General features: G+C 30.1%; 25 protein-coding genes. 11 read left to right on the top strand and 14 right to left on the bottom strand.

Translation table 11 applies throughout. The features are described 5' to 3' along the window. Positions 1–34: 34 nt before the first annotated feature. Positions 35–343: a thioredoxin family protein gene (locus C8N27_RS14015; protein WP_099214027.1), complete on the top strand. Its 309-nt coding sequence runs from the start codon at positions 35–37 to the stop codon at positions 341–343. 2 nt (positions 344–345) lie between these two features. Continuing rightward, positions 346–603, top strand: a complete 258-nt coding sequence (locus tag C8N27_RS14020) for a DUF6952 family protein (protein ID WP_028892839.1) — start codon at positions 346–348, stop codon at positions 601–603. A 57-nt stretch (positions 604–660) separates the two neighbouring features. Here C8N27_RS14020 and C8N27_RS14025 read toward each other — a convergent pair whose 3' ends face one another. From C8N27_RS14025 to C8N27_RS14035, 3 genes are all read right to left on the bottom strand, one after another. Continuing rightward, on the bottom strand, positions 661–1,083 hold the full coding sequence (locus C8N27_RS14025; protein WP_099214028.1) for a response regulator: 423 nt from the start codon (positions 1,081–1,083) through the stop codon (positions 661–663). A 2-nt stretch (positions 1,084–1,085) separates the two neighbouring features. Continuing rightward, a complete protein-coding gene (locus C8N27_RS14030) occupies positions 1,086–2,960 on the bottom strand; it encodes a sensor histidine kinase (RefSeq protein WP_167444759.1) in 1,875 nt (624 codons plus the stop codon). A 100-nt stretch (positions 2,961–3,060) separates the two neighbouring features. Further along, positions 3,061–3,438: an Hpt domain-containing protein gene (locus tag C8N27_RS14035; protein WP_121148255.1), complete on the bottom strand. Its 378-nt coding sequence runs from the start codon at positions 3,436–3,438 to the stop codon at positions 3,061–3,063. A gap of 133 nt (positions 3,439–3,571) precedes the next feature. Between C8N27_RS14035 and C8N27_RS14040 the strand changes: the two genes are divergently transcribed. Genes C8N27_RS14040 through C8N27_RS14060 form a run of 5 tightly spaced genes read left to right on the top strand, consistent with a single transcriptional unit; the run spans position 3,572 to position 10,201 of the window. Continuing rightward, positions 3,572–3,940: a response regulator gene (locus C8N27_RS14040; protein ID WP_099214031.1), complete on the top strand. Its 369-nt coding sequence runs from the start codon at positions 3,572–3,574 to the stop codon at positions 3,938–3,940. Between the two features lie 22 nt (positions 3,941–3,962). Beyond that, on the top strand, positions 3,963–5,069 hold the full coding sequence (locus C8N27_RS14045) for a HEAT repeat domain-containing protein (protein ID WP_147431748.1): 1,107 nt from the start codon (positions 3,963–3,965) through the stop codon (positions 5,067–5,069). Between the two features lie 15 nt (positions 5,070–5,084). Beyond that, a complete protein-coding gene (locus tag C8N27_RS14050; RefSeq protein WP_121148259.1) occupies positions 5,085–6,518 on the top strand; it encodes a glycosyltransferase family 2 protein in 1,434 nt (477 codons plus the stop codon). A gap of 6 nt (positions 6,519–6,524) precedes the next feature. After that, on the top strand, positions 6,525–8,936 hold the full coding sequence (locus tag C8N27_RS14055; RefSeq protein WP_121148261.1) for an alkaline phosphatase family protein: 2,412 nt from the start codon (positions 6,525–6,527) through the stop codon (positions 8,934–8,936). Then, positions 8,933–10,201, top strand: a complete 1,269-nt coding sequence (locus tag C8N27_RS14060) for a YaiO family outer membrane beta-barrel protein (protein ID WP_121148264.1) — start codon at positions 8,933–8,935, stop codon at positions 10,199–10,201. The genes C8N27_RS14055 and C8N27_RS14060 overlap by 4 nt, the downstream gene beginning before the upstream one ends. A 93-nt stretch (positions 10,202–10,294) precedes the next feature. On the opposite strand, the gene C8N27_RS14065 is transcribed toward C8N27_RS14060, so the two are convergent. From C8N27_RS14065 to C8N27_RS14085, 5 genes are all read right to left on the bottom strand, one after another. Next, on the bottom strand, positions 10,295–11,608 hold the full coding sequence (locus tag C8N27_RS14065) for a DUF3570 domain-containing protein (protein WP_394342570.1): 1,314 nt from the start codon (positions 11,606–11,608) through the stop codon (positions 10,295–10,297). A 27-nt stretch (positions 11,609–11,635) separates the two neighbouring features. Continuing rightward, entirely contained in the window at positions 11,636–11,845 is a 210-nt protein-coding gene (locus C8N27_RS14070; protein WP_099214035.1) for a DUF4266 domain-containing protein, read from the bottom strand. Then, the gene (locus C8N27_RS14075) at positions 11,842–12,837 is read right to left on the bottom strand and encodes an FAD:protein FMN transferase (RefSeq protein WP_121148268.1); all 996 of its coding nucleotides are present in this window, start codon (positions 12,835–12,837) and stop codon (positions 11,842–11,844) included. The genes C8N27_RS14070 and C8N27_RS14075 overlap by 4 nt, the downstream gene beginning before the upstream one ends. Further along, positions 12,821–13,258, bottom strand: a complete 438-nt coding sequence (locus C8N27_RS14080; RefSeq protein WP_121148271.1) for a thioredoxin family protein — start codon at positions 13,256–13,258, stop codon at positions 12,821–12,823. The genes C8N27_RS14075 and C8N27_RS14080 overlap by 17 nt, the downstream gene beginning before the upstream one ends. Positions 13,259–13,384: 126 nt before the next feature. After that, positions 13,385–14,278: a LysR family transcriptional regulator gene (locus C8N27_RS14085; RefSeq protein ID WP_121148273.1), complete on the bottom strand. Its 894-nt coding sequence runs from the start codon at positions 14,276–14,278 to the stop codon at positions 13,385–13,387. 109 nt (positions 14,279–14,387) lie between these two features. Here C8N27_RS14085 and C8N27_RS14090 point away from each other — a divergent pair, with 109 nt between their 5' ends. Continuing rightward, positions 14,388–15,011 carry a LysE family translocator gene (locus C8N27_RS14090; RefSeq protein ID WP_121148276.1) on the top strand — a complete coding sequence of 208 codons (624 nt, stop codon included), beginning with the start codon at positions 14,388–14,390 and terminating at the stop codon, positions 15,009–15,011. A gap of 107 nt (positions 15,012–15,118) precedes the next feature. Here the strand turns inward: C8N27_RS14090 and C8N27_RS14095 are convergent, their stop codons facing one another. The 4 genes from C8N27_RS14095 to C8N27_RS14105 form a co-directional block, all read right to left on the bottom strand. Then, positions 15,119–15,634 carry a cupin domain-containing protein gene (locus tag C8N27_RS14095; protein WP_244174758.1) on the bottom strand — a complete coding sequence of 172 codons (516 nt, stop codon included), beginning with the start codon at positions 15,632–15,634 and terminating at the stop codon, positions 15,119–15,121. Continuing rightward, positions 15,597–15,770 carry a hypothetical protein gene (locus C8N27_RS15965; RefSeq protein ID WP_167444760.1) on the bottom strand — a complete coding sequence of 58 codons (174 nt, stop codon included), beginning with the start codon at positions 15,768–15,770 and terminating at the stop codon, positions 15,597–15,599. Before C8N27_RS15965 ends, C8N27_RS14095 begins: the two co-directional genes overlap by 38 nt. Next, positions 15,763–17,205, bottom strand: a complete 1,443-nt coding sequence (locus C8N27_RS14100) for a sodium:solute symporter (RefSeq protein WP_121148281.1) — start codon at positions 17,203–17,205, stop codon at positions 15,763–15,765. The genes C8N27_RS15965 and C8N27_RS14100 overlap by 8 nt, the downstream gene beginning before the upstream one ends. Before the next feature lie 63 nt (positions 17,206–17,268). Next, the gene (locus C8N27_RS14105) at positions 17,269–17,901 is read right to left on the bottom strand and encodes an NAD(P)H-dependent oxidoreductase (RefSeq protein ID WP_099214044.1); all 633 of its coding nucleotides are present in this window, start codon (positions 17,899–17,901) and stop codon (positions 17,269–17,271) included. Positions 17,902–18,120: 219 nt separating this feature from the next. On the opposite strand from C8N27_RS14105, the gene C8N27_RS14110 reads away from it, so the two are divergent. Genes C8N27_RS14110 through C8N27_RS14120 form a run of 3 tightly spaced genes read left to right on the top strand, consistent with a single transcriptional unit; the run spans position 18,121 to position 20,616 of the window. After that, positions 18,121–19,392 carry a DUF2851 family protein gene (locus tag C8N27_RS14110; protein ID WP_121148283.1) on the top strand — a complete coding sequence of 424 codons (1,272 nt, stop codon included), beginning with the start codon at positions 18,121–18,123 and terminating at the stop codon, positions 19,390–19,392. A 5-nt stretch (positions 19,393–19,397) separates the two neighbouring features. After that, entirely contained in the window at positions 19,398–19,790 is a 393-nt protein-coding gene (locus tag C8N27_RS14115) for a DUF3592 domain-containing protein (RefSeq protein WP_121148286.1), read from the top strand. Positions 19,791–19,845: 55 nt separating this feature from the next. After that, positions 19,846–20,616, top strand: a complete 771-nt coding sequence (locus C8N27_RS14120) for an SH3 domain-containing protein (RefSeq protein ID WP_167444761.1) — start codon at positions 19,846–19,848, stop codon at positions 20,614–20,616. Between the two features lie 75 nt (positions 20,617–20,691). On the opposite strand, the gene C8N27_RS14125 is transcribed toward C8N27_RS14120, so the two are convergent. After that, positions 20,692–23,145, bottom strand: coding sequence for an alpha-ketoacid dehydrogenase subunit alpha/beta (locus tag C8N27_RS14125; RefSeq protein ID WP_121148291.1), 2,454 nt, complete (start codon positions 23,143–23,145; stop codon positions 20,692–20,694). 117 nt (positions 23,146–23,262) lie between these two features. Further along, a complete protein-coding gene (locus tag C8N27_RS14130; protein WP_121148293.1) occupies positions 23,263–26,085 on the bottom strand; it encodes a gluzincin family metallopeptidase in 2,823 nt (940 codons plus the stop codon). Positions 26,086–26,152 lie beyond the last annotated feature (67 nt).

Here is a 26,152-nt window from a genome sequence, read left to right on the forward strand (position 1 = left end):
CGAGCTCCTTTCGAAATTGATAATATAAGAAACTATGGTACAAGAATTGAGTCAAGACAATTTATCAGAGGTTGTTGCAGGTAATAAAAAAGTAGTAGTACAGTTTTCAGCTACTTGGTGTGGTAACTGTCGTATTATGAAACCTAAATTTAAAAAATTATCTTCTGAAAATGAAGATATGGTTTTTGTAATAGCTGACGCAGAGAAGTTTCCAGAAAGTAGAAAACTTGCAGATGTAAGTAACTTACCTACTTTTGCTACTTTTATTGATGGTAAATTTGTAAATCAAACTCAAACTAACAAGTTTGATGTGTTGAAGGATTTAGTAAACGAAGTAGCTTAATTATGAAATTACCAGTAATTAAACACTTAACTTCATTTATTGAAGAAAACGATCAAGATTACGTACTAGAAACTATTGAAACTCTTGAAGCTTTAACGGAAGTTCCATCGTTAAAAGACGAAGAATTAGACGTAATAGGAGAGTTAATCTCTAATATGTACGGAGCAATTGAAGTTGATAAAATGATAAAAGACGGAACACCTAAAAAAGAAGCGTTAAATAACTTTATGAAACGCGTTTTAGGTTCAATTGACCAATAGTTTTTAGAAAGACATTTTATAGAATCCCAGTTAACTGTTAACTGGGATTTTTTATTTTTATGAGTGATTAAATATAGTTGGAAAATTTGAAGCTAAAATACTTTTTAGTTTTTCTGAAGTTAAGGGTTTTGATTGAAACTCATTTATTTGATTAATAGATTTAGCTTTTTCTCTATCGTTAGGATCTAAAGATGTAGTAAGCATAATAACAATCTTTTTAGCTTGTCGATTTTTATCAAACTTTTTATACTCTTCTAAGAAATCCCATCCATTCATTTTAGGCATATTAATATCTAAAAAAATAAGCTCAGGATGAGGAGATTTGTCATCAACTTTAGATTTTAAATAAACAAGAGCATCTTCAGCACTTTGTTTACATACAACATGTTCAGTACAGTTTTCTTTTTCTATAATTAACTTATGAAGAAAATTAGTTGCAGGATCGTCATCGATTAATAAAATAGTGTGTAGTTTTTTCATAATTATTGGTTTGGTATTGTAAAGAAAAAGGTACTACCTTTTCCTGGTTTTGACTTAACTCCGATTTCTCCTCCATGCATTCCTACTATCTTGTGACAATGTGCAAGACCAATTCCGGTACCTTCATATTCATTTTCTGAATGTAGGCGTTGAAAGATTGAAAAAATCTTTTTTTGAAATTGCTCAGGTATTCCAATACCATTGTCTTTTACATAGAATTTCCATGCATGATTTTTCTTTTTTGCTTTAATTGAAACTTGAGGAGGAACATCTTTTTTAGAAAATTTTATGGCATTACTAATAAGGTTCTGAAATAATAACCTAAGCTCTGTAGGATAGGCGTCAATAATAGGTAAATCAATATATTCTACAGTTGCTTTATTTTGTTTAATGCTACTGTTTAAGTCTTCTATAATATCACTTACTAGAAGATTACAGTTTACTTTTGATATTTCTCTTTGACGACCTAATCTAGAGTAATCTAATAGGTTTTTAATTAAACTACTCATTCTACTAGTAGCTTTCTTTATAAAAAGAAAAAGTTGTTTAGCATTGTCGTCTAATTGATCGTTATATTCTTCATAAAGTATGTCAGAGAAAGCAGCAATAGTTCTTAAAGGTTCCTGTAAATCGTGAGAAGTAATATAACTAAACTGTTCTAGTTCTTGATTTTTTTGTTCTAAGGTTTTTACATATTTAGATGCAAGTAATTCTTCAGCTTCTTTACGCTTTGTAATATCTAATTGAATAGCCATGTATTCTCTAATATAGTCGGTTCTTTTCTTTAGAGGAACAATTGCAGTTTCTGTCCAATATAAAGAGCCGTCTTTAGCTCTATTTTTTACTTCACCAAACCATGGTTTTCCTGAAGATACAGTTAGCCAAGCTTCTGTGAAAAATGAATCAGGATGGTAATCTGAACGAACAATTTCGTTTGTGTGTCCTAGAATTTCTTCTCTAGAATATTTTGAAATTTCACAAAACTTATCGTTTACATATTTAATAAATGTATTTTCATCAGTAATGGCAACAATAGCTATTTTATCTAAAGCTTCTTTAAACTGTAGTAGCTCTGAATTTTTATTAATTAGGTTTTTTTCTAATACTCTTCTCAGAAAATCAGATTTATTTAACCCTATAGAGATAATGTATGTGTATAAAAAACCAGAGAGAATCAGTACTAGGGTATATACAATAATACCGGATTGAGCTCCAATAATATTTTCATTTATTAAGGTTAACATGAAAAAGCTCAAGAAAAAAGGAATTAGGATAATAAAAGGTAATAGTCTTTGAAGAGACCTGCTACCATCACTATTACCTAAAATTGTTTCTTTAAAGCCTATGTTATATGATTTAAACACCAATAAAAAAGAAATAAAAATAAAAGATACTGCCGTTTGAATAGACATGGTTTTAAAGAAACCAATTTTTGATTCCATTGGAATTCCTAAAATAAAATAAAGGATACTAATTAATGAAATAACTGAAGTTACAAGGGCAACATGTTGGGTGGTGGCTATATAAGCTCTGTTGGTTGATTTTAGACCTGTAAGCCCAATAGAAAAGAAAATAAAACATACGGCTGTAGCTTCTGACATTCTACCAGGATTAACTGCTGAAAAGGTGTCCTTTACAAATAGATTGTCTATATGTAAGTTAACTCTAAAAATATATTCTACAAGAGTTAGTGTACTGATAAGTAGTATGGTATATGTTAGAATAAAGAAAGGTTTCCTGTATTCTCTTTGTTTTATTCTACAAATAATTAAACTTATTATAGATAATAAAAATAATAAGGCAGTATTGAATTTAGTTGTAGCCCCATCTTTGTTAGTTGTAAATATGAGTTGTTTATGAAAAGCCCATTCAAACATAGTTAAAAGGCTAAAGAGCAAAACTAAATATGTGAACAAGTAACTTATGTATTTAAGTTTTTGTGATTTCATGTAGTGAGGGACTCTGTAAGTAGGTTAATTATTGTTTTTTTGAAAAGCAAGAGAGCATTCTCTCGTATTCAATAATGCTTTCGTGATAATTATCTATAACTAAATTTATAAGCAATTTTATTCTTTTAATATCTTTTGATTGGGAACTCAGTTCTTCAATTTCAATAAGTAAATCTTTAGATTTTAGCCCCATAATGGTAAAGGAAGACTTTAAAAAATGAGCTACTTCTTTAATTAAAGTAAAATCTTCTTCATCACTAGCTTTTTTTAGAGTAGCAATTTTCTTTTTACTTTCTGTTAAGAAGACAGAAATCATCTCAACATATAAATCAATATCATCAGAAAGATTCCTGTTTAGAAAATCTAAATCAACAATTTCACTATGAAAACAATTGTTTTTTAACATGGGGGGACAGTTTTTTAAACACGGTTTTAATACAGATAATTAAGTAGTTAAACTAGTATATTTTTGTTATATTTGAGTATTAAGTGTGATTTTTCTATAAAATTAGTAAAAAAAGTATGTAAATAATAATTTAATGGGTAAGGAAAAGAAAATTGTTATAGCTGAGGATAACTCAGTGTTTTTATTATTAATTAAATTGAAATTAGAAAAGGAAGGTTATGAGTTGTTTGTTGCTGAAGATGGAAAAAAGGCAATTGAACTCATAGAAGCTCATCAACCTGATTTGATTTTAACAGATATAATGATGGATTACCTTTCTGGTTTGGAAGTTATAAGTCATGTTAGAAATGTATTAAAAATGGATGTCCCTATTCTTGTTTTTTCGGCTTCAGGTCAAGAAGAAATGGTAACACAAGCGTTTAATTTAGGTGCTAATGATTTTATGGTAAAACCATTAATGCCTAATGAGTTGGTGATAAGGGTAAAACGAATGCTTATGTAAAATAAATTTATCCCTCAACTTTATGGTCCCCCCTCAATTTATCGATTCTTTTTTAAAAGATCTTCCGTCTATTGCCAAAATAATCTGGATACTTGCTACAGTCTTCTTTTTTGTTTTACTAAGTCTTGTCCTTTTTTTAAAAGTGGTGAGGTTTCGTTTAAGAAAAAAAGAAGAATTTATTAAAAACCAGAGTGAGCAATATGAAATTTACATTGTAGACTACCTCTATGCATGCGAAGACTGTATAGAATTAAATACTACTCAAGAGAAACTCATCTCACAAATAAAACTTAGTTTAACAACTAGTATAAACAGAAAAACATTTGTTAATACACTTTTAAAATTAAAAGGAGAGGTTTCTGGTAATATGATTGATGTTATTAATCAATTGTATAAGAAACTAGAATTAGACACACGAGCCTTATCTAAATTAAAAAGTAGTAAATGGCATATAATTGCAATAGGAATTAGAGATTTAAGAAGGTTTAAAGTATTAGAAGTTCAAAGTGAAGTAGAAAAGTATATCAATCATTCTAAAATGGAAGTTCGTAGACAAGCCTACTTATACTTTATAAACTTGTTTGGTTTTAAAGGACTTGACTTTTTAGATAACTTAAAGTCATCAATTTCCGTTTGGGATCGAATAGGAATTCTAGGTGCTTTGCAAGGAGTAAAATCCCAAGAAACCCTTGATACTAGAAAATGGTTAAGTTCTAAAAATGATTATGTTGTGTTGTTAGTCCTTGAATTAGTAAGAGTTTATAATTTAAGAGGAACAAAAGAAGAGTTATTACAACTAATACAGCATAAAAATAGTGAGATTCGTCTTAAAGCAATTAATGTTTTAAACTACCTGTATATAACAGAAGCAAAAGAATTGCTAATTAATGCTTATGAAACTTTAACGGTAAAAGAACAAATAGCAGTATTTAAGTTGTTGGAAAATATGGGAGCAAAAGAAGAGGAATCTTTTGTTTTAAAACATGTTGCTAGTAAGGTTTTTGAAATAAAAGTTTTAGCCTTAAAAATTTTAAAACAAATAGACTCTCCTAAATTCATAGGTATTAAAAAAGAAATAAGTAGGCTAGGAAATTTTAAGGTTATTGATTTTTTAGAAAATACCCAGTAATTAAAAAAGAAAACTATGGATACTTCAAGTGTTGCATATTACATGTTGTTAATCATTCACTTTTTATTTTTAGGATACTCATTTTTGGTTTTAATATCCTATGGAATACTGGCTGTTTATTCTAGAAAAGAAACAATTTCATATCTGCGAAAAAATAGCTTTGTTAATTATAAAGATATCTTATCATCAAGGTTAGCACCAGGCATTTCAATAATAGCTCCAGCCTATAATGAAAGTTTAAACATCGTAGAAAATGTAAGGTCATTACTTTCTACACACTATGCAGATTATGATGTAATCATAGTTAATGATGGAAGTACAGACGATAGTTTAGAAAAGTTAATTAAAGCTTACAATTTAGAGAAAGTAGAATACTTAATTAATGAGCGTATTAAAACAAAACCAATAAGAGCAGGAGTTTTTAAATCAAAAAATCCAGCCTTTGAAAGGCTTATTGTAGTTGATAAAGAAAACGGAGGAAAAGCAGACGCACTTAATGTAGGGTTAAACATTAGTAAGAATGATTATGTGGCTTGTATTGATGTAGATTGTTTGCTGATGGAAGACTCACTACAAAAAATGATTAAACCCTTTTTAGAATATACAGATAGAAAAGTAATTGCATCTGGAGGAGTTATAAGAATAGCTAACTCGTGTATTATAAAAAACGGGAAATTAATAGATATAAACTACCCAAAAGCAACCTTAGTTAGATTACAAATACTAGAATACTTACGATCTTTTTTATTAGGTAGAATGGCATGGAGTAAATTAAATGGATTGTTGGTAATTTCAGGAGCGTTTGGAATGTTCGATAAAAACATAGCCATTAAAGTAGGCGGATATAGTACAGAAACAGTTGGAGAAGATATGGAAATTGTTGTTCGAATGCGTAGGTATATGGAAGAGCAAAACAAAAAATATAAAGTAGCATATATTCCAGACCCTTTATGTTGGACGGAAGCTCCAGAAAGTTATAGAACATTTATATCACAACGAAATAGATGGACAAGAGGAACAATTGAAACATTAAAAACACACAGAGTAATAGGATTCAACCCTAAATATAGAGTTTTAGGAATGTTAAGTTTTCCTTATTGGTTTCTTTTTGAGCGACTAGCGCCCATAATTGAAGTATTAGGAATTATATACTTTACAGTATTACTTTTTATAGGAAGTGTTCATTGGAATTATGTACTTGGATTTTTCTTAGCAGCTTATTTTTCTTCAGTAATTTACACCTTATTAGCAATTTTTTCAGAAGAATTTAGCTTTCATCAATATAAAAAAAAGGGAGTAGGCTTTCAGTTAATAAAGTCAGCATTTATAGAACCATTTCTATTACATCCGGTAGTCTTGTATGCAGCGTTAAAAGGAAATAAAGACTACTATTTTAATAAAAAGCTTAAGTGGGGAAAAATGACTAGAAAAGGATTGAGTAACAAGTAATGAATTATGAAAAAAAGCCTATCAATATATTTAAAAGTACTTGCAGCATTATTAGTAATGTTTTGGTTGCTGGGTGTAGTAGAGGTTTTTGCTAGTTTTAAAGAAACACATACAATATTTTACGTTACAAAACTTGTTATGTATAAGCTATTACATGCTTTTATAACAGTTGTAATAATAGGAGTGTTATTTTTGCCGATATATTATTTAGTAGGGCTAGGAAATAAAAAAATAGCGGAAATAACAGCCATAGCCCTAGGAGTACTTCTTGTTATAGGAGAGTTTTCTTTGGTAAAATATAGTACAACTACTCTGTTAAATTTAGGAGCAGATCTTTTAGGGTATTCGTATGACGATATTTATAAAACTATTGAATCTTCAGAATCGTTTTCTGTTGTCAACTATCTACTTTTCCTAGTAATTCCGTTATTATTTTTAGTAGTTGTATACCTATTCAAAAAGAAAATACCAGAAAAGCTTTTTCTAAAAACAGCTCTAGGATTGCTAATAGTTGCAGCACTATTAAGGCTCTTTAGTTTAGAATTTAATGAGGCTAAATATCAAAATAAAATAAGTTTTTTAGCAACAGATATTTTAAAATTTAAATTAGACGAAGCACAAACATACAGCTATCAACCAGGAGAAATAAAAGAGTATCCCTTTTTAAAACCATCAGAAGAAACAAAAGATGTGTTAGGAGCTTTTTTTAATAAAAAGTTGCAAAAACCTAATATAGTTATAATTATAATGGAAGGATTAGGGAGTGAGTTTGTAGATGGCAATTCATATAGCGGATTTACTCCATATTTAGATAACCTAATAACACAATCGTTATATTGGGAGAATTTTGTTAGTAACACCGGTCGAACCTTTGGGGTACTACCTTCACTGCTTGGATCGTTACCTTTTGGAGATACAGGTTTTTTAGAAATACCCAAAACACCATCACACCTATCGCTATTTAATATATTAAAAGCAAACGGATATACAACATCGTATTATACAGGAACCCAATCTAGCTTTGATAAAATCATTAACTTTTTAGAATATAATAACGTTGATTTTATAGTCGATGAAAATAAATATGGACCATCATATGTAAAAACAGGTGGAGTAGATGGTTTTTCTTGGGGCTACTCAGATGCAGAAATGTTTAAAAAAGTACTAAGCACTATAAAAAATAAAAAGCAACCTAGATTAGATGTAATAGCAACACTTAGTAATCACGAACCTTTTGTGTTTCCAGAGAAAGAGACCTATAAAAAGAAAGTAGACAGTATATTAAGTACTTCGCGGGCTTTTAGAGTTTCTAAAAAAGAAATAGAAAATAAAAAAGATATTTATGCAACACTACTTTACAGTGACAACTCTCTAAAAAACTTTATGGAGAGTTATAAAGAAAGAGCAGATTTTGATAATACAATTTTTGTGATTACGGGTGATCACAGATTAATTCCGATAGAACAAAAAGATAAACTGTGTAGATTTCATGTACCGTTGCTAATATATAGTTCCATGTTAAAAAAAGCGGAACGCTTTAAATCTGTTTCTTCTCATTTAGATGTAGTTCCGAGTCTCTATTCCTTTTTAACGAATAACTATATGCTAGAACCATTAAAAGAAACTGCGTGGGTAGGAATAGGTTTAGATACTACAAAAAGGTTTAGAAATATTCATCAAATAGGCTTAATGCGTTACAAAGGAGGTTTGAAAGATTTTATTGATGGAGAATATTTACTTTCTGATGGAGATTTGTATAAAATAGATGAAGCTTTCGATACCCATAAAATTAATGATGGAAAAATACTTACCGAGGTAAAAAAGTCTTTTGAAGAGTTTAAAGCAATCAATAAATATGTAACTCAGCAAGATAAAATTTATCCAGATGTTATTTATGAAAAGAAGCAAACCAAAATTCAATTTACACAAGAAGAACAAAAAAGTATAAGAGAAATAACCGAAGGAAAAACGTTTGATGAGGTGTTTTTAATAGCAAGATCAAAGGCTTTTGATGGAGATAGGGCGGGAGCGAGACTATTATGCGATTTCATCTTAAATAATATGCCAAATCATGCAGATGCAAGAATTTTAAAGGCTAGAACTTTGTCTTGGGATGGAGAATATAAAGAAGCAGAAAAACTCTTGTTGAATGCCGTTGAAAGGCATCCGTTTTATGATGATACGTATGTTGCTTTGTTAGATTTATACTGGTGGTCTGGTCAAGAAAGTAAAAGTATAGCTGTAGCTAAAGAAGCTTATGTAAATGAAGTCAAAAATCCAGACATAAGTTTTAAGCTAGCAAAAGCACACCAACGATTGAAACAAAAAAATCAGGCATTAAAAATTATGGATAGTCTCTTAACAATATATCCAGACAATAAAGAGTATGTAGAATTAGAAAAAGCATTAAAAGAATGATCCTAAAAAGTATAAAGTATCACCTTTGTATACTGTTAACTTTGTTTGTATGCTCTGTTTTTTCACAACAGAAAGTATTTCAAGGTGACCCTGATGTAGCTTTTGAAAAAGCGAGAAAAATAGCTTTTAATAAACAACGAAAGGAAGCTCAAGATACCTTACGATTTATTTTAACAAAATATCCAAATTATTTAGATGTGCGTTCCTTTTTGGCAAGTACTTATTCTTGGGATGGAAACTATAAAGAAGCTAGAAAAGAGTTTGAATATGTGTTGAAAAAAGATCCAAAAAGGAAAAATGATTGGATAGCAACAATTAAAAACGAGTTGTACGCTTTACTGCCATATAAAGCAAATGACTTGGTGAAAAAAGCATTATCATATTTTCCAGACGATACAGATTTATTATACCTAAAAGCAAAGTCAGAAGAAAAACTGCAAAACCCAGAAGAAGCTTTAATAACTCTAGATAAAATAATTAGTATTGATGCTAACAATTCTAATGCAATTTCTTACAAAGAAAGCTTAATCAATACATTGCGTTTTAATAGCGTTGGATTGAGTTATTCAACAGTTTTATATAATAAAAATGAAAGAGATGCATCTCACTACAGCACACTTAATTATACAAGACAAACAAAATATGGTAGTATTATAGCTAAAATAAACTACTCAAGACGTTTTGATACAGATAATTTACAATATGAAGTAGACTTATACCCAAGAATAACAGATGGTTTATATGCGTACGTGAGTGCAGGTTTTTCAAATTCTAGTTTATTTCCTAAAGTGCGTTATGGAGTAGAATTATATAAGTCGTTACCACTTGGCTTAGAAGTTTCTTTAGGTTTTAGAGGATTAAAATTTTCTGAAACAACAACTATTTATACAGGATCTGTAGGTTGGTATACAGGAAATAGTTACTGGTCATTAAGACCTTATTTTACACCTAATGATAATGGTACAAGTAAATCCGTTACACTAACCTATCGTAGATATTATAGTGACGCTGATAACTATTTTGGCGTTGCAGTAGGGGCAGGATTCTCTCCAGAAATTGACAGATTTCCTGTAAATACAGAGCAAACGGTTGTTTTTGATTTAAAAACACAAAAAATTAGTGGTGAATATGCATTTACATCTAAAAGTAAAAAGCATGCTTGGAAAGCATCAGTAAATATTTTACGAGAAGAAAAAAGTTTTGATCGCGGCGAATATTTTTTACTATACACCTTAGGAATATCTTATGATTTAAGATTTAGATAGAGTTTTGGTTAAAACTCTTATTGGATATAACTTTTGTGTTAAAAATAAACGCCTTGAATTATAATTCAAGGCGTTTATTTTATGAGAATTTTATTAGTCCATAATAAACTTAAAACCTGCCGTAATTAAACTTGAGTTAAAAGTTGTATTTCTGTCGTATTTATAAAACTTCACATCAATGCTTTTTAGTCCAAACTTCCATATATGTGCTTTTGAAAATATATCAGTATAAGAAACACCAAAACCAAATTGATTAGAAGAATATTTTGAAAGATCATAGTCTGAGGTATAAAAATTGTTTGTAGACAAATGTTTTTCGTAAGCTGCAAAATAATCTGCCGCAGTTTGGTTATAAAATCGGTATGAAGGGTATAATGTAAACTTATCTGTAATCTTTACAGGAATTTCAATACTTGCTGTATGAGAGTTAATTCCCCAATCGTCAAAATAGTAACGATAAAAAGTTCGAATTGTAAGTAACTCGTTCAAGTACCAATTTAGTCTACCACCTAAGGCAATTTTAAGCCTATTGTTTGGTAGTTTTTCGTTAGCATCTGCTAATTGAAAGTTGTCAATAAACGAATCGTCTATATCACTAAAATACACTCTTTGGAAAGGAGTAGAAAGCAAGCCACTTTGCTTAGTAAGATCAAAAGCTAATGAACCTTGTACGTTTTTATGTAAAATTTGAGAAAAACCTAGCCCAAAGGAATAAGAGTTCCTGCCTTTATCAGAAAAATCATTAAAAATAGGATTGTAATTAGGGTTTCCTGTAACTGTATTTTGGATAAATAACGCATCATTTATACCATCACCTCCATCAGAAAAAGGTCTTAATTCATAAGGGTAAATAGTTTTCCAAGTATCTAAGTATATGTTAGCACTAATACTAAGTTCAGTGTTTTTTTCATTAAAAAGTATCGTGTAACTTCCACCGAAACCTATTGAAGAGTAATCAAACTCTGAAGAAACCGAGGCTTTTGCTACCCAAATTTGGTTTCTGTCATCAGAACTATGGCTATAATTTCCTGTAAAATTAAACCATAAATCTGAACTTGAGGCTCCTGTAGATGCTTGAAAAGGGTCAGCAGTACCTTTATCAAAAGGATTTACATTACTTGAAGAAGCTGAGGTATAGGCAGAAATACCTGTGTCTAAAGTTAGTACATCATCATCATTTAAAGGAATAGAAACAATAATGTTAGCAGTTATGTCGGTTAATTCCTCCGTACCAACACCTCCACTTACTGCAGCATTATCACCATCTTGGCTATAATAGCTTGTTAAAAAATCTACTTCGGTAGTTTCTAAAACACGTTTTTTGTACACCTTAACTGAGTCTTTAGCTTGTTGAGAGAAGCTAAAGAATGATGTAAACAAAAAAGTTATTGATAAAAAATATTTCAAATTATAATTATTAAAAGATTTAACACATTAATTGCAGCCGCAACCGCCTCCTGTTTTACCTCCATTAGCTCCAGAAGCTGCTTCTCTATATGAATGCATAGTGGTTACATAGCGATCACATTTTTTTTCCGTAAGTGCCATGTCAGGATCGTTGATGTTTATTTTTTCGTATTCTTTTACAGCCACACAGCTTGTGCAGAAGAAAATACTTATACTAGCAACTATTAATTTTTTCATATTTTGTCTATCGTTATATTTTTTGAGGTTGAAATTTCACCTTTATCATCAATAATAATGCATTCAACTTTTGGTAATTGATTAACTCTGTTTATACCAACATTTTTCCCCATTACAAAGATTGATGTAGCTAAGGCGTCTGCTAGTTCTGCTTTAGGAGCAAAAACAGTAACACTAATAATTCCGCTAGAAGGATACCCTGTTCTGGGATCAATAATATGAGTGTATCTTTTTCCGTTTAAATTTACGAATTTTTCATAATTTCCAGAAGTAACTACAGCACTATTAATTAAAGGGAAAAGAGCAAATACTTTGTTCTTGTTTAAAGGGTTGGTAATAGCAACTTTCCAAGGTTTACCATCAGGTTTACTTCCCCAAGTATTCATATCGCCTGAAGCATTGATAATACCAGCAGAAACACCTTTAGAAATAAGCAATGTTTTGGCTTTATCTGCAGCGTATCCTTTTCCAATAGCACCAAAGCCAATTTTCATTCCCTTTTCTTTTAAAAAGACAGTATTTTTACTTTTGTCTAGTATAATATTTTGGAAACCAACTTTAGCTACAGAAGCACTTATCTTATTAGGAGGAGGCATTTTTGTCATACTACCATCAAACTTCCATATTCGGTCCATTGAAGCATAACTAATATCAAAAGCACCATCGGTTAATTTTGAGATAGAGATTGCTCTTTTAATAAGTTTAAATAGTTCTGAATCAACGACAACAGGTTTAATACCTGCATTCTTGTTAATTTTTGATGTTTGTGAGTTAATATCCCAAGAAGAAATTAGTTTTTCAATTCTTGTAATTTCAGATACGGCAATATCAATATTTTTGTTTGCTAATGCCGAATCATTTGCAACTACTGTAATGTCAAAACGACTACCCATTAGTTTGAGAGTACGTTGATATGTTTGTTGACCGTAATTATAACTAGTAACTACTAAAAACAGTAGAAGAAAAGAGACTGTTTTATTTAATGAAAGCATTTAATTCGTCAATATATGATACTGGAGTTGTTTTTTTATATCCTGTTTCACCCAATACTTTTCCATCTTTATCTAATACTACAACTAAAGGGAAGAAACCTTTCTTGTTATAAGTTTCAAACAGTTTTGCATTGGTGTTCTGTTGTTCTTTAGATAATTTATTTTTCTTTTTTCTAGGAAAATCTGCTTGTAACATTACATAATGTTCTTTTGCATACTTTTTAAAAGTGTTTGTGTTCCAAACTTCTTTATTCAGCTTCATACATGGAATGCACCAATCTGACCCTTGAAAAACAAGGATGATAGGTTTATTTTCTTGCGAAGCTATTTCTTTTGCTTTTAAAAAATCTGTTTGCCAATCTTGGGCATAAGTAGTGCTTAAGCCTATTAGAAAAAAGATGACAATTGTTATTTTATTCATCGGATTGTTATTTTATTGTATTAATAACGAATTATATTTCCCTTTCTTACAATTTATATTAAAAAAAGTTATTTAAAAATAAACACTCAATATAAATGTGGTTTAACAATTTTAAGTTGGTTGATTCTATATGAATTTCTGGTTATAGTTTTTACCTAGTTTTACCGAATAGTCAATAACGTTTTTAATAATCTTTCTATTGTCATTTTTACGCCAATTAATGTATAGTTCGGTACTTTCTGGTAGTGTGATAAAACGAAGATTGGTATTTAAAGAAAACTGATACGAGTAAGGTAAAATAGAAATACCCAAACCTCTACCAATTAAATTTAAAATCATGCTACCAAAATCAGATTCAATATGAGTTTGGGGTTCAAAACCGTAAGTATTAAAAATATTGCGTAACAACGAAGAAAAATAAGTTGTATGATGTAAACCTGAAAGAATAAACTTTTCATCTTTTACATCTCTTAAATCTATAAAAGAATCTTCCGTTATCCAATGATCTTTTGGAACTACAAGACAAACAGGTTCAGCATATAGTCTTTCAGATAAAATAGAAGCATTTAAAACTTCATTTCTGCTAAAAGCAAAATCTATTTGATAACTAGAAAGTAGTTTTTCAAGAGTAATATCAGTAGGCTCCATAAGTTCTACTTTTAAATCAGGTTTCTCTTCTGAAAATATTTTGAGTAACTCAGGTAAATAGTTATAAGAGATAGAACCGGGGTAGGCAATACTAACAAGCCCAGAAGAACCATCGTCAATTTTTTTAGCATGCTGATGTGTACGATCAAACTCGTCTAATAAAACGTCCCATTTTTTCTTAAGGAATACACCAGCTTCTGTAAGTTTTACATTTCTTTTATCTCGCTCAAATAAAGTAACACCTAATTCTTCTTCTAAAGACTGAATTTGCCTACTCAATGACGATTGAGAGGTGTAAACTTTCTCTGCTGTTTTCCAAAAATGTAGCTCTTCAGCTAGCGTTAAAAAATATCGAATCTGTTGAAATGTCATTTTAATGCGTTTTTTGCATTAATCAGTCAAAAATAAGTATTTTTTAATAAAGAGAACCGTAGTTGCTTTGCATAAAAAAACTTTGTAATCATTTTTAAAAAGTAAGGAAATGGGAATTGAGAATTTTATCGCATTTTTAGTAGCAACTGTTCTTTTTGTGTTAACACCAGGAATAGAAACTGTTTTTTTAATTAATAAGTCAATTAGCCAAGGACGAAGGTCTGGTATATATACTAGCTTTGGTCTAAATACTGGGGCTTTAGTGCATACTTTATTTGGAGCATTAGGCTTGTCTATTATGGTAGCGAAGTCAGCGATATTTTTTGCATTGATTAAGTACTTAGGAGCGGCTTATTTAATTTATTTAGGAGTAGCAAAAGTGATGTCTAAAAAAGGATTAATAGCTGATACAAATGAAGAACAAAAGAAAGATTCAGCAAAAAGTAGTTTTACATCAGGATTTGTTACAAATATATTAAACCCGAAAGTTGCATTATTCTTTATAGCTTTTTTTCCGCAGTTTATAAGTCCAACAGAAATAGAAAATCCAGTTCCTTTTATTGTTTTGGGAGTAATTTATGCAACGATGACTACTGTTTGGTATTTAGTTTTAACATCATTTGCAGGATCATTTTCAACTAAAATTAAAGAGAACGAAAAAATAGGAGTTAGACTAAACAAAGTATCAGGTGCAATATTTGTATTGATGGGCTTACAGATAGCGTTTATGTAAAAATAAAAACCGATAGTGATTGAAAACTTCGCTATCGGTTTTTATCATTTTTTTAGAATTTTGTAATCACTAACTAATTTAACCAATAGATAATAAAGTTGAAATTACTAAGAGTGTGTCAGCTTACTTATAATTTCTTTATGTTGAGGAAACAGTTGTGTGAGTTCTTCTCTTTTAGGTAAAATAAAATCCTTAAAATCAAATCCAGGAGCAACAGTACAACCTGTAAAAGCGTATGAGTTTTCTTTACTAACTTCAGCAGCAAACCAATAACCAGCAGGGACCACAAACTGTGGTTGTTCATCATTTTCTATATTATTTCCAATCAAAACAAAAGAGTAGCTTCCTTCAGGCGAAATCATATGTAGTTTTAAGGTACTTCCTTTATAAAAATGCCAAATTTCATCTTGATTGATTTTATGAAAAGCAGAGAATTTTTCAGAAGTCAATAAAAAATAAATGCAAGTACTGTAATTTCTATCACCGATAAAATTAGAACTTAATTGCTCATTTTTAATTATTCCGTTACTTCTGTATGTTTCTTTGTAAAAACCACCTTCGGGATGTTCTGTTAGATTGAATTTTTTAACTATCTGTTGTGCTGTCATTTTCTTTTTGTTCATTCACTTTTTTAATAATGGCTTTTAAACGTTCTTTGGTACGTTGTTTTTCTAATCGAAGCTTATTTTCTTTTTGTTTCATCAAGCGTGTATGCTTCGCTTTGTTTACGGTATTTTTTGCTTTTCCTTTTTTAGACATTTTTTGATGTTTTAATAGCTAATAATCCCAAGAAAGTTAAGAATCCGTTTAATATCAATACAAAGAATCCAAAATCAAATCCGAACTTTTCTTTGCAGTAAAAACTGATAATATACGTTAATACAGGAGCGATTAAACAAACGATAGGAACCAATTTGTCTTTAACGTTCAGTTTGGTAAATAATCCGAAGGCATACAAGCCTAACAAAGGTCCGTAAGTATAACCAGCAAACTGAAATATTTTAGCAATTACACTCTCGTTAGCAATAAAATACTTAAAAATTAAGATGGTAGCGACTAAAATAAAAGAGAATAGTACATGGATTTTCTTTCGTGTCTTTTCCCTTTCTTCTTGATTATCTTTTTTATCAATTTCTAAAATATCAATACTAAAGGACGTAGTTAACGAAGTTAAAGCACTATCTGCACTAGAATAAGCAGCTGCAATTAAACCAAGTAAAAAGAATAGAGAAGTAGCCAGTCCTAAATCACCACTCATTGCTATAGTAGGGAATAAGTTGTCTTTATGAGCGTTTAGTTCATTTGCTGTAGCGTAATCAGTTAACAAGATTCCTAAAGCTAAGAAGAAGAAGTTAACAATGACTAGCACAATGGTAAACCAAAACATGTTTTTTTGAGCATCTTTTAAATTGCGGCAGGTCAAGTTTTTTTGCATCATATCTTGATCTAAACCTGTCATTACAATTGAGATAAAAGCACCCGAAAAGAATTGTTTCCAAAAATAGTTACCAGCTTTTACATCGTCAAAAAAGAAAGTTTTAGATAAGCTATTGTCTGTTACATATGAAAACAAATTGTCAATTTGCATTTCATCTTTTATCATTACAATACAAACTCCAACAGCAATTAACATGAATAACGTTTGTAAAGTGTCTGTCCATACAATAGTTTTTATACCTCCTTTAAAAGTATATAGCCATATAAGTAAAATGGTAATTGTTACCGTTACCCAAAACGGAATTCCATAAGCATCAAACAAAATTAGCTGTAATACATTTGCCACTAAAAACAAGCGAAAGGCAGCACCAATAGTTCTTGAAAGTAAGAAAAAAGAAGCCCCAGTTTTATACGAATATCTACCAAAACGTCCTTCTAAATAGGTGTAAATTGAAGTTAAATTTAATCGGTAATATAGTGGAAGTAGCACCAATCCAATTACGGCATAACCTAATACATACCCTAGAACCATTTGCATGTAACTCATTTTGTCACCTTCAACCCAGCCAGGAACCGAAATAAAGGTAACTCCAGATAATGATGCTCCAATCATACCAAAGGCAACTAAATACCATGGAGATGAGTTGTTTGCTTTAAAAAATGTTTGATTATTTGCCGATTTACCTGTGATGTATGAGATAAGAATTAATACACCAAAATAGGCTAAAATAAGGAGAAGTATATGTAATGGTTGCATATAGTTAAATTATGAATTACGAATGTACTAAAATTATCATTCGTAATTCATAATTAGCATTGTCTAAGAAAGCTCAATAACTACTTCTTCGGTTTTTCTACGAACTTTTTTTAAGTCTTTCATGTAGTCATCTTCTGCTCTAAAACCAACAGGTAATACTAAAACTGATTGTAAGTTGTATTTATCTAACTCTAAAATTTCATCATATTTTTCAGGAACAAAACCTTCCATAGGACAACTGTCAATTTTTTCATTAGCAGCAACAGTCATTAGATTTCCTAAAGCAATATATGCTTGGTTTTTCATCCAATGGAATAATACTTCAGGAGATTTACTTTCTATATCGTTAGTTAAAAACTCTTTGAACGGATTTAAAATTTCATCGGGTGTGTTTCTAATGTCTTTTACTAATTTAAAATAGCTCTCAACATCTTTAGTAGTAAGTTCTTTAGGGGTACATAATACCAATAAATGAGAAGCCTGTGCAACTTGGTGTTGATTCCAAGAATGTGCTACCAATTGTTGTTGTAAATCTTTGTTTTTAACCACAACCATTTTTACAGGTTGTAATCCATAAGAAGTAGCAGTTAAATTAAAAGCTTCTTTTAAAATATTGATTTGTTCTTCTGAAAGAAATTTATGTTCGTCAAATTTTTTAACAGCGTATCGCCATTGTAAATTTTCTATACTATTCATGTGGTTTTAATTTTTGTTCTCAAATACTTGAGAGTTACAATACTTCAAGATTTGTCTTGAAATTAATATATTCCTTCACTTAATTACCTTGTAGATTTCCCTACAGTAACTTATTTAGCAAAAATAGAGGAATAAAAAGTTGCCCAAAAATACTTCGAATAATTAATATTGATAGTGTCATAGAAATATTTTGTACATTGAGAATGAAAAAGAAAGCATATGAAAGAAGAATTTTTACACTTTTTGTGGCAATACAAATTATTTAACAGTACAAATTTAATATCAGTAAAAAGAGAAATCGTTGAGGTTATAGATTCTGGAAGTTATAATACAAATTCAGGACCTGATTTTCTAAATGCAAAATTAAAAATTGATGAGCAGTTATGGGTTGGAAATGTAGAAATTCATATAAAATCATTAGATTGGTATGCACATCATCATGAAAAAGATGTGAATTACGATGCGGTTATTTTACATGTTGTATGGGAGCATGATTCTGATGTGTTTATGAAAAATAATCACCCGATTCCGACAGTAGAATTACAAAGTTTTGTTCAAAAAGAAGTATTGGCAAACTATAAAAAACTGTTTTTAAAAGAGCAGCGATGGATTCCATGTGAAAAGCAAATAGCTGAAACTAGTTCTTTTATATTGAATAACTGGTTAGAACGTTTATACTTTGAACGACTGGAAAACAAATCGGTTGTAATAAAAGAATTATTGCAAAAATCCAATAACAACTTTGAGGCTGTATTGTTTCAGCTATTAGCTAAAAACTTCGGATTAAAAGTAAATGGAGAAGCATTTCTGCAGCTAGCACAATCATTTGATTTTTCTGTGTTGCGTAAAGTTCGATTCAATGAAGAACAATTATCAGCTTTATTGTTTGGGCAAGCTGGATTCTTAGAGCAAGAACTAGAGGAGGCTTATTATCTACAACTACAAAAAGAATATGCTTACATAAGGCATAAATATAGGTTAGAACCAATAGCTAAGCATAGATTTCAGTTTTTTAGAATGCGGCCGAATAACTTTCCTACGATTAGAATAGCTCAATTAATAGCTTTATATAACAAGTATCAAAACTTATTTTCAAGATTAATAGATGTAAACAAAGTAGAGGGCTTTTATGATTTATTTACAGGTGAAGTGAATGACTTTTGGAAAACGCATTATACATTTGAAACAGCATCTAAAAAAACGGATAAAAGACTTTCAAAGTCATTTATTGACTTGTTGATTATTAATACGATTATTCCTTTAAAGTTTGTTTATGAACAGGCTAGAGGAGAGGTTGATCAAGAAGGTTTGTTACAATTAATAAAACAGTTGAAACCAGAAAATAATTCGATTATAAGTAAGTTTTTGGAGTTAAAAATTAAAGCAAATAATGCATTTGAATCTCAAGCTTTATTAGAGCTTAAAAATAATTATTGCGCAAAGAAATGTTGTTTACAATGCGCTATAGGAAGTAAGTTATTAAAAAAATAAACAATATGATATTTGTAGTTATAACTAGCGTTTTGTCTCTTGTAGTATTTGTTTATACATTACGTAATTACCTTCTTTTTAAGTTTGGAGAAGTAGTTAAGGGAAAGGTTGTTGATGTAAAGTATGAAGTTATAGGAATAAAAACTAGAGTACCAACTGCAAAAATAACATATAATTATACTGTAAGAGGTGAATTGTATGAACGAACGGAGAATAGCGATGCTAAAAAGCACATGTTTAAAATGCATTGCATGGAAGGAGAAACGATAAAGGTTTATGTACATAAAAAGGATATGAGTAAAGCTACTATTGTTGATCTGAAGCATTATTTTTTTCCAGTCGCTTTAACAGCCTTTTTGTTTTTAATTTCAGTTATAGCTGTAGTAGTGTCAATATAAAAAACATATCAAGTTAATTAATAAAATGATATATTTGCGACAAAAATTTATAAAAATGAAAAAAGTATTAATTGCTATTACATTAGTATCTACTATCTGTGTAGGTTGTAAAGACAACAAAAATTCAAAAAACAATGGAGGAACTTCAACAATTGAAGAATCTATTAGTGAAAAAGAAGAAAAATCAGCTTCAGCAATTTGTTTATTAGATAAACTATCTATTAGAGAAAGTGCTTCTGCCAAAGGGAAATGGATTACCTCTATTAGTTTAGGTGAAAAAGTAACCTTAACAGGAGAAGAAACTATAGATTCTGTTTCGAAGAAGGAGTATTACAAGGTAAAGTTGATTGACGGAAAAGAAGGATGGACTAGATCTACCTTTTTAGCTGTTAATGGTAAAGTGGGAGCTATGTTAGAAGAAGCAGTAGTTTATAAAAGACCAGACTTACTTACTAAGACAGAAAAAAAATACAGCATTATGGATATCATTGCTGTAACTGAAACTCAAGGAGATTGGATTAAGGTTAAAGGAAAAAGATCTGAAGGAAAGTATATTGAAGAAGGTTGGGTAAAAACTTCTAACATTACAAATGATCAAGTTGATATAGCAACGGCTAAATTTGCAGGAATAGCAAATACTCAACCAACAATGACAGAAAGAATAAAGGCATTGAAAGATGTTATAAATAATTCAGATTTATCTTCTTCTAAGTTTATTACAGTTATAGAGAATAAAATAGAAGATTACGAGTCAAAAAATCAACCTTTAGATGCTCAGGAAGCAGCAATAGCAACTGAGGAAGTTGCAGAAAAAACTGCCGAATAATCATATAAAACACGAGTAAAAAAACGATTTTAGAATTTTCTAAAATCGTTTTTTTATCTATTTGAAGAATAGTTACTAATACAAACTCTTAAATTTAGCAGGGTTTGCTTCGTTCATGATTTCGTATACTTTTTCAAAAACATCTTCTGCAGATGGTTTAGAGAAATAATCTCCATCGGTACCATAAGCAGGTCTATGTGCTTTAGCAGTTAAGGTTTGTGGTTTGCTATCTAAATGTTTGTAACCATTTTGATTCTCAACAATTTCTTGTAATAAATATGCTGAAGCTCCACCAGGAACATCTTCGTCAACAACTAATAAACGATTTGTTTTTGCAACCGATTTTACAGTATCATGATTCAAGTCAAAAGGTAATAAACTTTGCGCATCTACAATTTCTACATCTATACCTACTTGCGCTAAATCTTTAGCAGCTTCTTCAACAATTCTTAAGGTAGAACCGTAAGAAACAATTGTAATGTCAGTTCCTTCTTTGATTGTTTCAACAACACCAATTGGAGTTTTAAAGTCTCCTAAGTTTGTTGGTAACTCTTCTTTTAAACGATATCCGTTTAAGCACTCTACTACTAAAGCAGGATCGTCACCTTCTAATAAAGTGTTATAGAAACCAGCAGCTTTCGTCATGTTACGAGGAACTAATACATGAATTCCTCTTACGTTGTTTATTATTCCACCCATTGGTGAACCTGAATGCCAAATTCCTTCTAAACGATGTCCACGGGTACGGATAATTAATGGAGCTTTTTGCTTTCCAAAAGTACGATAACGTAGCGTTGCTAAATCGTCACTCATAATTTGTAAAGCATATAATAAATAATCTAAATATTGAATTTCAGCGATAGGACGTAATCCACGCATTGCCATTCCAATACCTTGACCTAAAATGGTAGCTTCTCGAATTCCTGTGTCAGAAACACGTAACTCACCAAATTTTTCTTGCAAGCCTTCCAATCCTTGGTTTACATCACCAATATATCCAGCGTCTTCACCAAAAATTAATACTTCTGGGTGTTTAGCTAAAATAGCATCAAAATTATCACGCATAATAATACGTGCATCTACAATATTTTTTTCTGCAGCATAAGTTGGAGCTTCTGCAGCAATATTTTCAGTTGCTAATTCAGTTTCACTTAATAAATGTGCAGAATATTTTACAGCAGCTTTGTCAATTGAAGCTTTGATGAAGTTTTTAAGTGCTGTTTTTTCAGTAAATTCTTCATCTCTTAAATAACGTAAAGTTTTACGAGCAGCTACTAAAATATCTTTTCTGATTGGTTCAGAAATAGCGGCTAAATCATTTTTATATTTCGTAATGAAAGAACCATTATTGCTTTTTTGAGAAATGGTTTCTAATAAAGAAACAGCTTCAGCTACTTCTGCTTTTATTTCATTTGTATAAGCACTCCAAGCATCACGCTTTGCCTTGCTTACTTCTTTTTTTGCTTCTTTTTCAATATTGATTAAATCTTCTTCAGAATCAATAAACTTTAAAGTTTCTCCATCTTCATTTTCTAATTCAAATTCTAAAATCCACTTACGCATTTGGGCAATACAATCAAACTCTTGCTCCCATTGTAAGCGTTCTTTTGATTTGTAACGTTCATGTGAACCTGAAGTTGAATGCCCTTGAGGTTGTGTTAATTCTTTTACATGAATTAATACAGGGATATGTTGTTCTCTTGCGATTTGAGAAGCTTTATTGTAAGTGTCAATTAACTGAACATAATCCCAACCATTCACTACGAAAATCTCATATCCGTTACTTTCATTTTCACGTTGGAATCCTTTTAAGATTTCAGAAATACTTTCTTTAGTTGTTTGGTGACGTGCATGTACTGAAATTCCGTACTCATCATCCCAAACATTCATTATCATTGGAACTTGTAGAACACCAGCAGCATTAATTGTTTCAAAGAACAACCCTTCACTAGTACTAGCATTACCAATAGTACCCCAAGCAACTTCGTTACCATTGATTGAAAAATTAGTGTGTTTTTCTAAACCTTCAACATTTCTGTAAATTTTAGATGCTTGTGCTAATCCTAACAAACGAGGCATTTGACCTGCTGTAGGAGAAATATCTGCTGATGAATTTTTTTGAGCTGTTAAGTTTTTCCAGTTACCGTTTTCATCTATAGAATGCGTTGCAAAATGTCCTCCCATTTGACGACCAGCAGACATAGGCTCAACATTAATATCAGTATGAGCATATAAACCTGCAAAAAATTGTTGTGGAGTTAATTCTCCAATAGCCATCATAAATGTTTGATCACGATAATAACCTGATCTGAAGTCTCCATTTTGAAAAGCTTTAGCCATAGCTAATTGAGGTATTTCTTTACCATCTCCAAAAATTCCAAACTTAGCTTTACCTGTTAAAACTTCTCTTCTTCCTAATAAACTACATTCTCGACTAATACGAGCAATTCTATAGTCCTTTAAAACTTCATTTTTAAAATCTTGAAAAGAAAGCTGTTGAGTATTAGCTATTTCGGTATTTTGCGTCATAATCATCTAATTTAGGTATGGTTACAAAGATAGGTTTTTTAGTCGAAATTTAAAAATTTCTATTTTCATTGAATATTTTTCAAAAAAACGAGAAAAAATCAAATATTATTGAAGTATCTATAATATACCTCTTCTAATAAAGTTATAAATTCTATCAATATCTGTTGTAATGATGAATCTAATTTTTGAAGGATAGGCTCTCTTGTTAATTTCAAAACCTTCGTTGGTGTAAATGGGAAGATAAAATTCAAATATTTCGGGAAGGAAGTTTAATCGAATACCATTTTCATAGAAAAACTTAGGAGAAGTATTTTTGTTTTTCAGCATAGCAACGTCATTATAAATTTCAGCCCACTTCCATACGCTTACACTAGTGTTAATAGATGTTATAAGCTGATTAGCAAAGTAAGGTTCTTTAAATTTAGATTTGAAGCCTCCTTGCCCTACTACGAATTGCTGACTGAAGAAGCCTTCATTTTCTGAGCGTCCAAATAAGTTTTGTTCAAATAAATAATCGTTACCACGGTTTAATCCAAAGCTAAAGTAATTTCCTTCTGTTTTATTAAATAAAAAGAGTCCACCAAAAAAACGAACTTCAAAACTTTCATTAGCGGTAAAAAACTTTCTATAACGAAAATCAGTAGATATTTTACTAAAATTAGAGTTTATCTCAAGGTTAGCAGCATATCTAATTCTGTGTATAGCATCAAATTTGTTGTTGATATAGCGTAGGTTAAAAATATTATACTTGTCTTGGTCACTTTGAGTGTTGTTAGGAGCAACTTCTTTATCAACACTAACCATACGGGCTATTAAGAATTTAGAACCAATATCACGGAGCGTATTTCTTCTGAATTGAAAATTAATAAATGGGCTTAAAGTATTGTATCCTAATTCAGGTGCGTAATGAAAGTTACTTCCTGAAATTCCATACCGTATTTTATAAACCTTAGAGTCTCTTAAAAAATGATTGTACCCTACAGAAAAAGATCCGGTTAAATTTCTACTTTTAAGACCATAGTTAGGGGTTAAGCTAAATTGAAAATTATGACTAACTAGTGATCTGTTATTTATGTTTACTCCAAGTATTAAACCATCATATAAATTATATTTAATATCTGGGTAATAGAACAATTGATTGTAATAGGGATTTTCAAAATCTTTAAAAAAACGAAATTGAATAGGTTTGCTTATAATGCTATTATTTACATTTCTAAAATTGTTAAGGGAATTAAATTCAGGGTAGTTGTTTTCGTAATTTAAAGCTAGTTTATTAAAGTTGCCTCTTTTAATTTTGATTGTTTTGGTAGAATCTACATTGGTAACCCAAGTTTTAAGTTTTATTTTTTTCTTTTGAATACCATAAAGTGCTACGGGAGCTGTAAAATCTCTTTTGTTTTTGATGGTGACAAACAGAGAATCTTTGTTTTTGGAGTAGGATACCTTTTTTATTTTGTAGTCAATTTTTTTATCTGTAGTAAGATAATCACCAAAAAACCATTGTAAATCTTTTGAAGTTTTCTTTTGAAGAATCTCAGCAAAGGATTTACTGCTTGAAGGCGTTAATTGATTTTTAATATAAAATTCTTTTACAGTTTCTTTTAAAATACTGTCACCAACAAAGTCATGTAAATACTTAATTCCTAAGCCTGCTTTATACTTACTTACTACTTTTCTGTTAAAGTTAGAAAGAGAGTCACTAGAGGTTGTTAAAGGTTGATCATAAAATTTACGAGAACTAAATTGATAAACAAGAGGATACTTATCGTTCTGTTTAAATTTGGCAATGTTATAGGTTTTTATAGGCCAATACTTGGAGTATTTACCTAGAAAAGTAACTTCTGGATAGTATTTTTTTACATACTCCATCATTAAATAAGTTTGTAATCCATCGGTTAACCAATAATCTTTTCTCGGTTTTTGAATAATTATATCATCGAAATACTTTTGAGTAAGTGCTTTAAAAAATCCTGTTTCCCATCTAAAGTTTTTAGGAAAAGGTTTTAACCAACTAGGAAGACCATAAATTTCATGTAGAGAGTTTTTGTTTATGGTACGTGAATCTACAAGGATTTCAGGGTGTGGGTGTTTGCCAATAAAGTCTTCTATAAATTGTATTTGTCTATTTATAATTTTGTTGGTTTCGTTATTAGATATTTTTCTTAGGTAAGCATCTGTTTTTATCTCTTTATTTTTTATCTTAAAAGATTTAAAAGTTCTTACTGTATCAATATGAAGTATAATATCCTTTTTTTTTGCTCCAACTAAATAGTAGTTGGTATAATTATCATTTTCAGTTTTATACTGATATAAGTTACTTTCTATATGATAATTCTTAGGTATATCTATAGAAATTGAGTAATTAGATAGTTCTTCGTATAAATCATCTAAATTTAAGTTACTCATTAACTGCCACTTTTTATCATATACAGCTGGAGTTATGTACCAGAAACGTAAATGATACCCTGTTTTTGTTTTTCCATATCCCGTATATTTTGCATTTGGTACCTTTACAGAATATGAGGTACGGAGTATTAAACTATCTTTTGGTTTTAAAGGCTTATTAAGAGATACTTTAATAATGTCTTGTTGATTCTTTAGCTCTTTGAATGAAACTTGTTTAAAGTTAACTGTTAAGTTTCTTATTTTACTGTAGCCTCGATCTTTATCTTTTGAAAAATGAAAAGTTTTCCTATAGTCTTCAATAAAGCGTTTAGCTAGGGGAGTATCATCGTTTTTATAACTATTTGCCCAATTATGCAAAAAAAAATAATCTAAATTAGAAGAAGTATGATTGTAGAAGGTTGTTTTTTGTAGAATATGAATTACATCTTTATCTATATCTAATTTAGCTTTTATTTCAACAGAGTTTTCTTGTGCTACTATTTTAAAGCAATACAAGATAATAGTACATAATAAGAGTAGCGTTTTCTGTTTCAATATTATTTTAAGGTTTGTTTTAAGTAGGGTTATAAAAATATTTAAAAAACCTTGTGAAAATAAAAAA

The sequence above is a fragment of the Tenacibaculum discolor genome (genome assembly GCF_003664185.1).
Taxonomy (GTDB): domain Bacteria; phylum Bacteroidota; class Bacteroidia; order Flavobacteriales; family Flavobacteriaceae; genus Polaribacter; species Polaribacter discolor.

Coding starts and splice junctions, on each gene's coding strand:
- C8N27_RS14055 (WP_121148261.1), top strand. CDS start 6,525: ATGAAAAAAAGCCTATCAATATATTTAAAAGTACTTGCAGCATTATTA.
- C8N27_RS14110 (WP_121148283.1), top strand. CDS start 18,121: ATGAAAGAAGAATTTTTACACTTTTTGTGGCAATACAAATTATTTAAC.
- C8N27_RS14080 (WP_121148271.1), bottom strand. CDS start 13,258: ATGAATAAAATAACAATTGTCATCTTTTTTCTAATAGGCTTAAGCACT.
- C8N27_RS14125 (WP_121148291.1), bottom strand. CDS start 23,145: ATGACGCAAAATACCGAAATAGCTAATACTCAACAGCTTTCTTTTCAA.
- C8N27_RS14085 (WP_121148273.1), bottom strand. CDS start 14,278: ATGACATTTCAACAGATTCGATATTTTTTAACGCTAGCTGAAGAGCTA.
- C8N27_RS14100 (WP_121148281.1), bottom strand. CDS start 17,205: ATGCAACCATTACATATACTTCTCCTTATTTTAGCCTATTTTGGTGTA.
- C8N27_RS14060 (WP_121148264.1), top strand. CDS start 8,933: ATGATCCTAAAAAGTATAAAGTATCACCTTTGTATACTGTTAACTTTG.
- C8N27_RS14015 (WP_099214027.1), top strand. CDS start 35: ATGGTACAAGAATTGAGTCAAGACAATTTATCAGAGGTTGTTGCAGGT.
- C8N27_RS14045 (WP_147431748.1), top strand. CDS start 3,963: ATGGTCCCCCCTCAATTTATCGATTCTTTTTTAAAAGATCTTCCGTCT.
- C8N27_RS14095 (WP_244174758.1), bottom strand. CDS start 15,634: ATGAACAAAAAGAAAATGACAGCACAACAGATAGTTAAAAAATTCAAT.
- C8N27_RS14025 (WP_099214028.1), bottom strand. CDS start 1,083: ATGAAAAAACTACACACTATTTTATTAATCGATGACGATCCTGCAACT.
- C8N27_RS14090 (WP_121148276.1), top strand. CDS start 14,388: ATGGGAATTGAGAATTTTATCGCATTTTTAGTAGCAACTGTTCTTTTT.
- C8N27_RS14075 (WP_121148268.1), bottom strand. CDS start 12,837: ATGCTTTCATTAAATAAAACAGTCTCTTTTCTTCTACTGTTTTTAGTA.
- C8N27_RS14115 (WP_121148286.1), top strand. CDS start 19,398: ATGATATTTGTAGTTATAACTAGCGTTTTGTCTCTTGTAGTATTTGTT.
- C8N27_RS14120 (WP_167444761.1), top strand. CDS start 19,846: ATGAAAAAAGTATTAATTGCTATTACATTAGTATCTACTATCTGTGTA.
- C8N27_RS14030 (WP_167444759.1), bottom strand. CDS start 2,960: ATGTTTGAATGGGCTTTTCATAAACAACTCATATTTACAACTAACAAA.
- C8N27_RS15965 (WP_167444760.1), bottom strand. CDS start 15,770: ATGTCTAAAAAAGGAAAAGCAAAAAATACCGTAAACAAAGCGAAGCAT.
- C8N27_RS14105 (WP_099214044.1), bottom strand. CDS start 17,901: ATGAATAGTATAGAAAATTTACAATGGCGATACGCTGTTAAAAAATTT.
- C8N27_RS14020 (WP_028892839.1), top strand. CDS start 346: ATGAAATTACCAGTAATTAAACACTTAACTTCATTTATTGAAGAAAAC.
- C8N27_RS14035 (WP_121148255.1), bottom strand. CDS start 3,438: ATGTTAAAAAACAATTGTTTTCATAGTGAAATTGTTGATTTAGATTTT.
- C8N27_RS14070 (WP_099214035.1), bottom strand. CDS start 11,845: ATGAAAAAATTAATAGTTGCTAGTATAAGTATTTTCTTCTGCACAAGC.
- C8N27_RS14050 (WP_121148259.1), top strand. CDS start 5,085: ATGGATACTTCAAGTGTTGCATATTACATGTTGTTAATCATTCACTTT.
- C8N27_RS14040 (WP_099214031.1), top strand. CDS start 3,572: ATGGGTAAGGAAAAGAAAATTGTTATAGCTGAGGATAACTCAGTGTTT.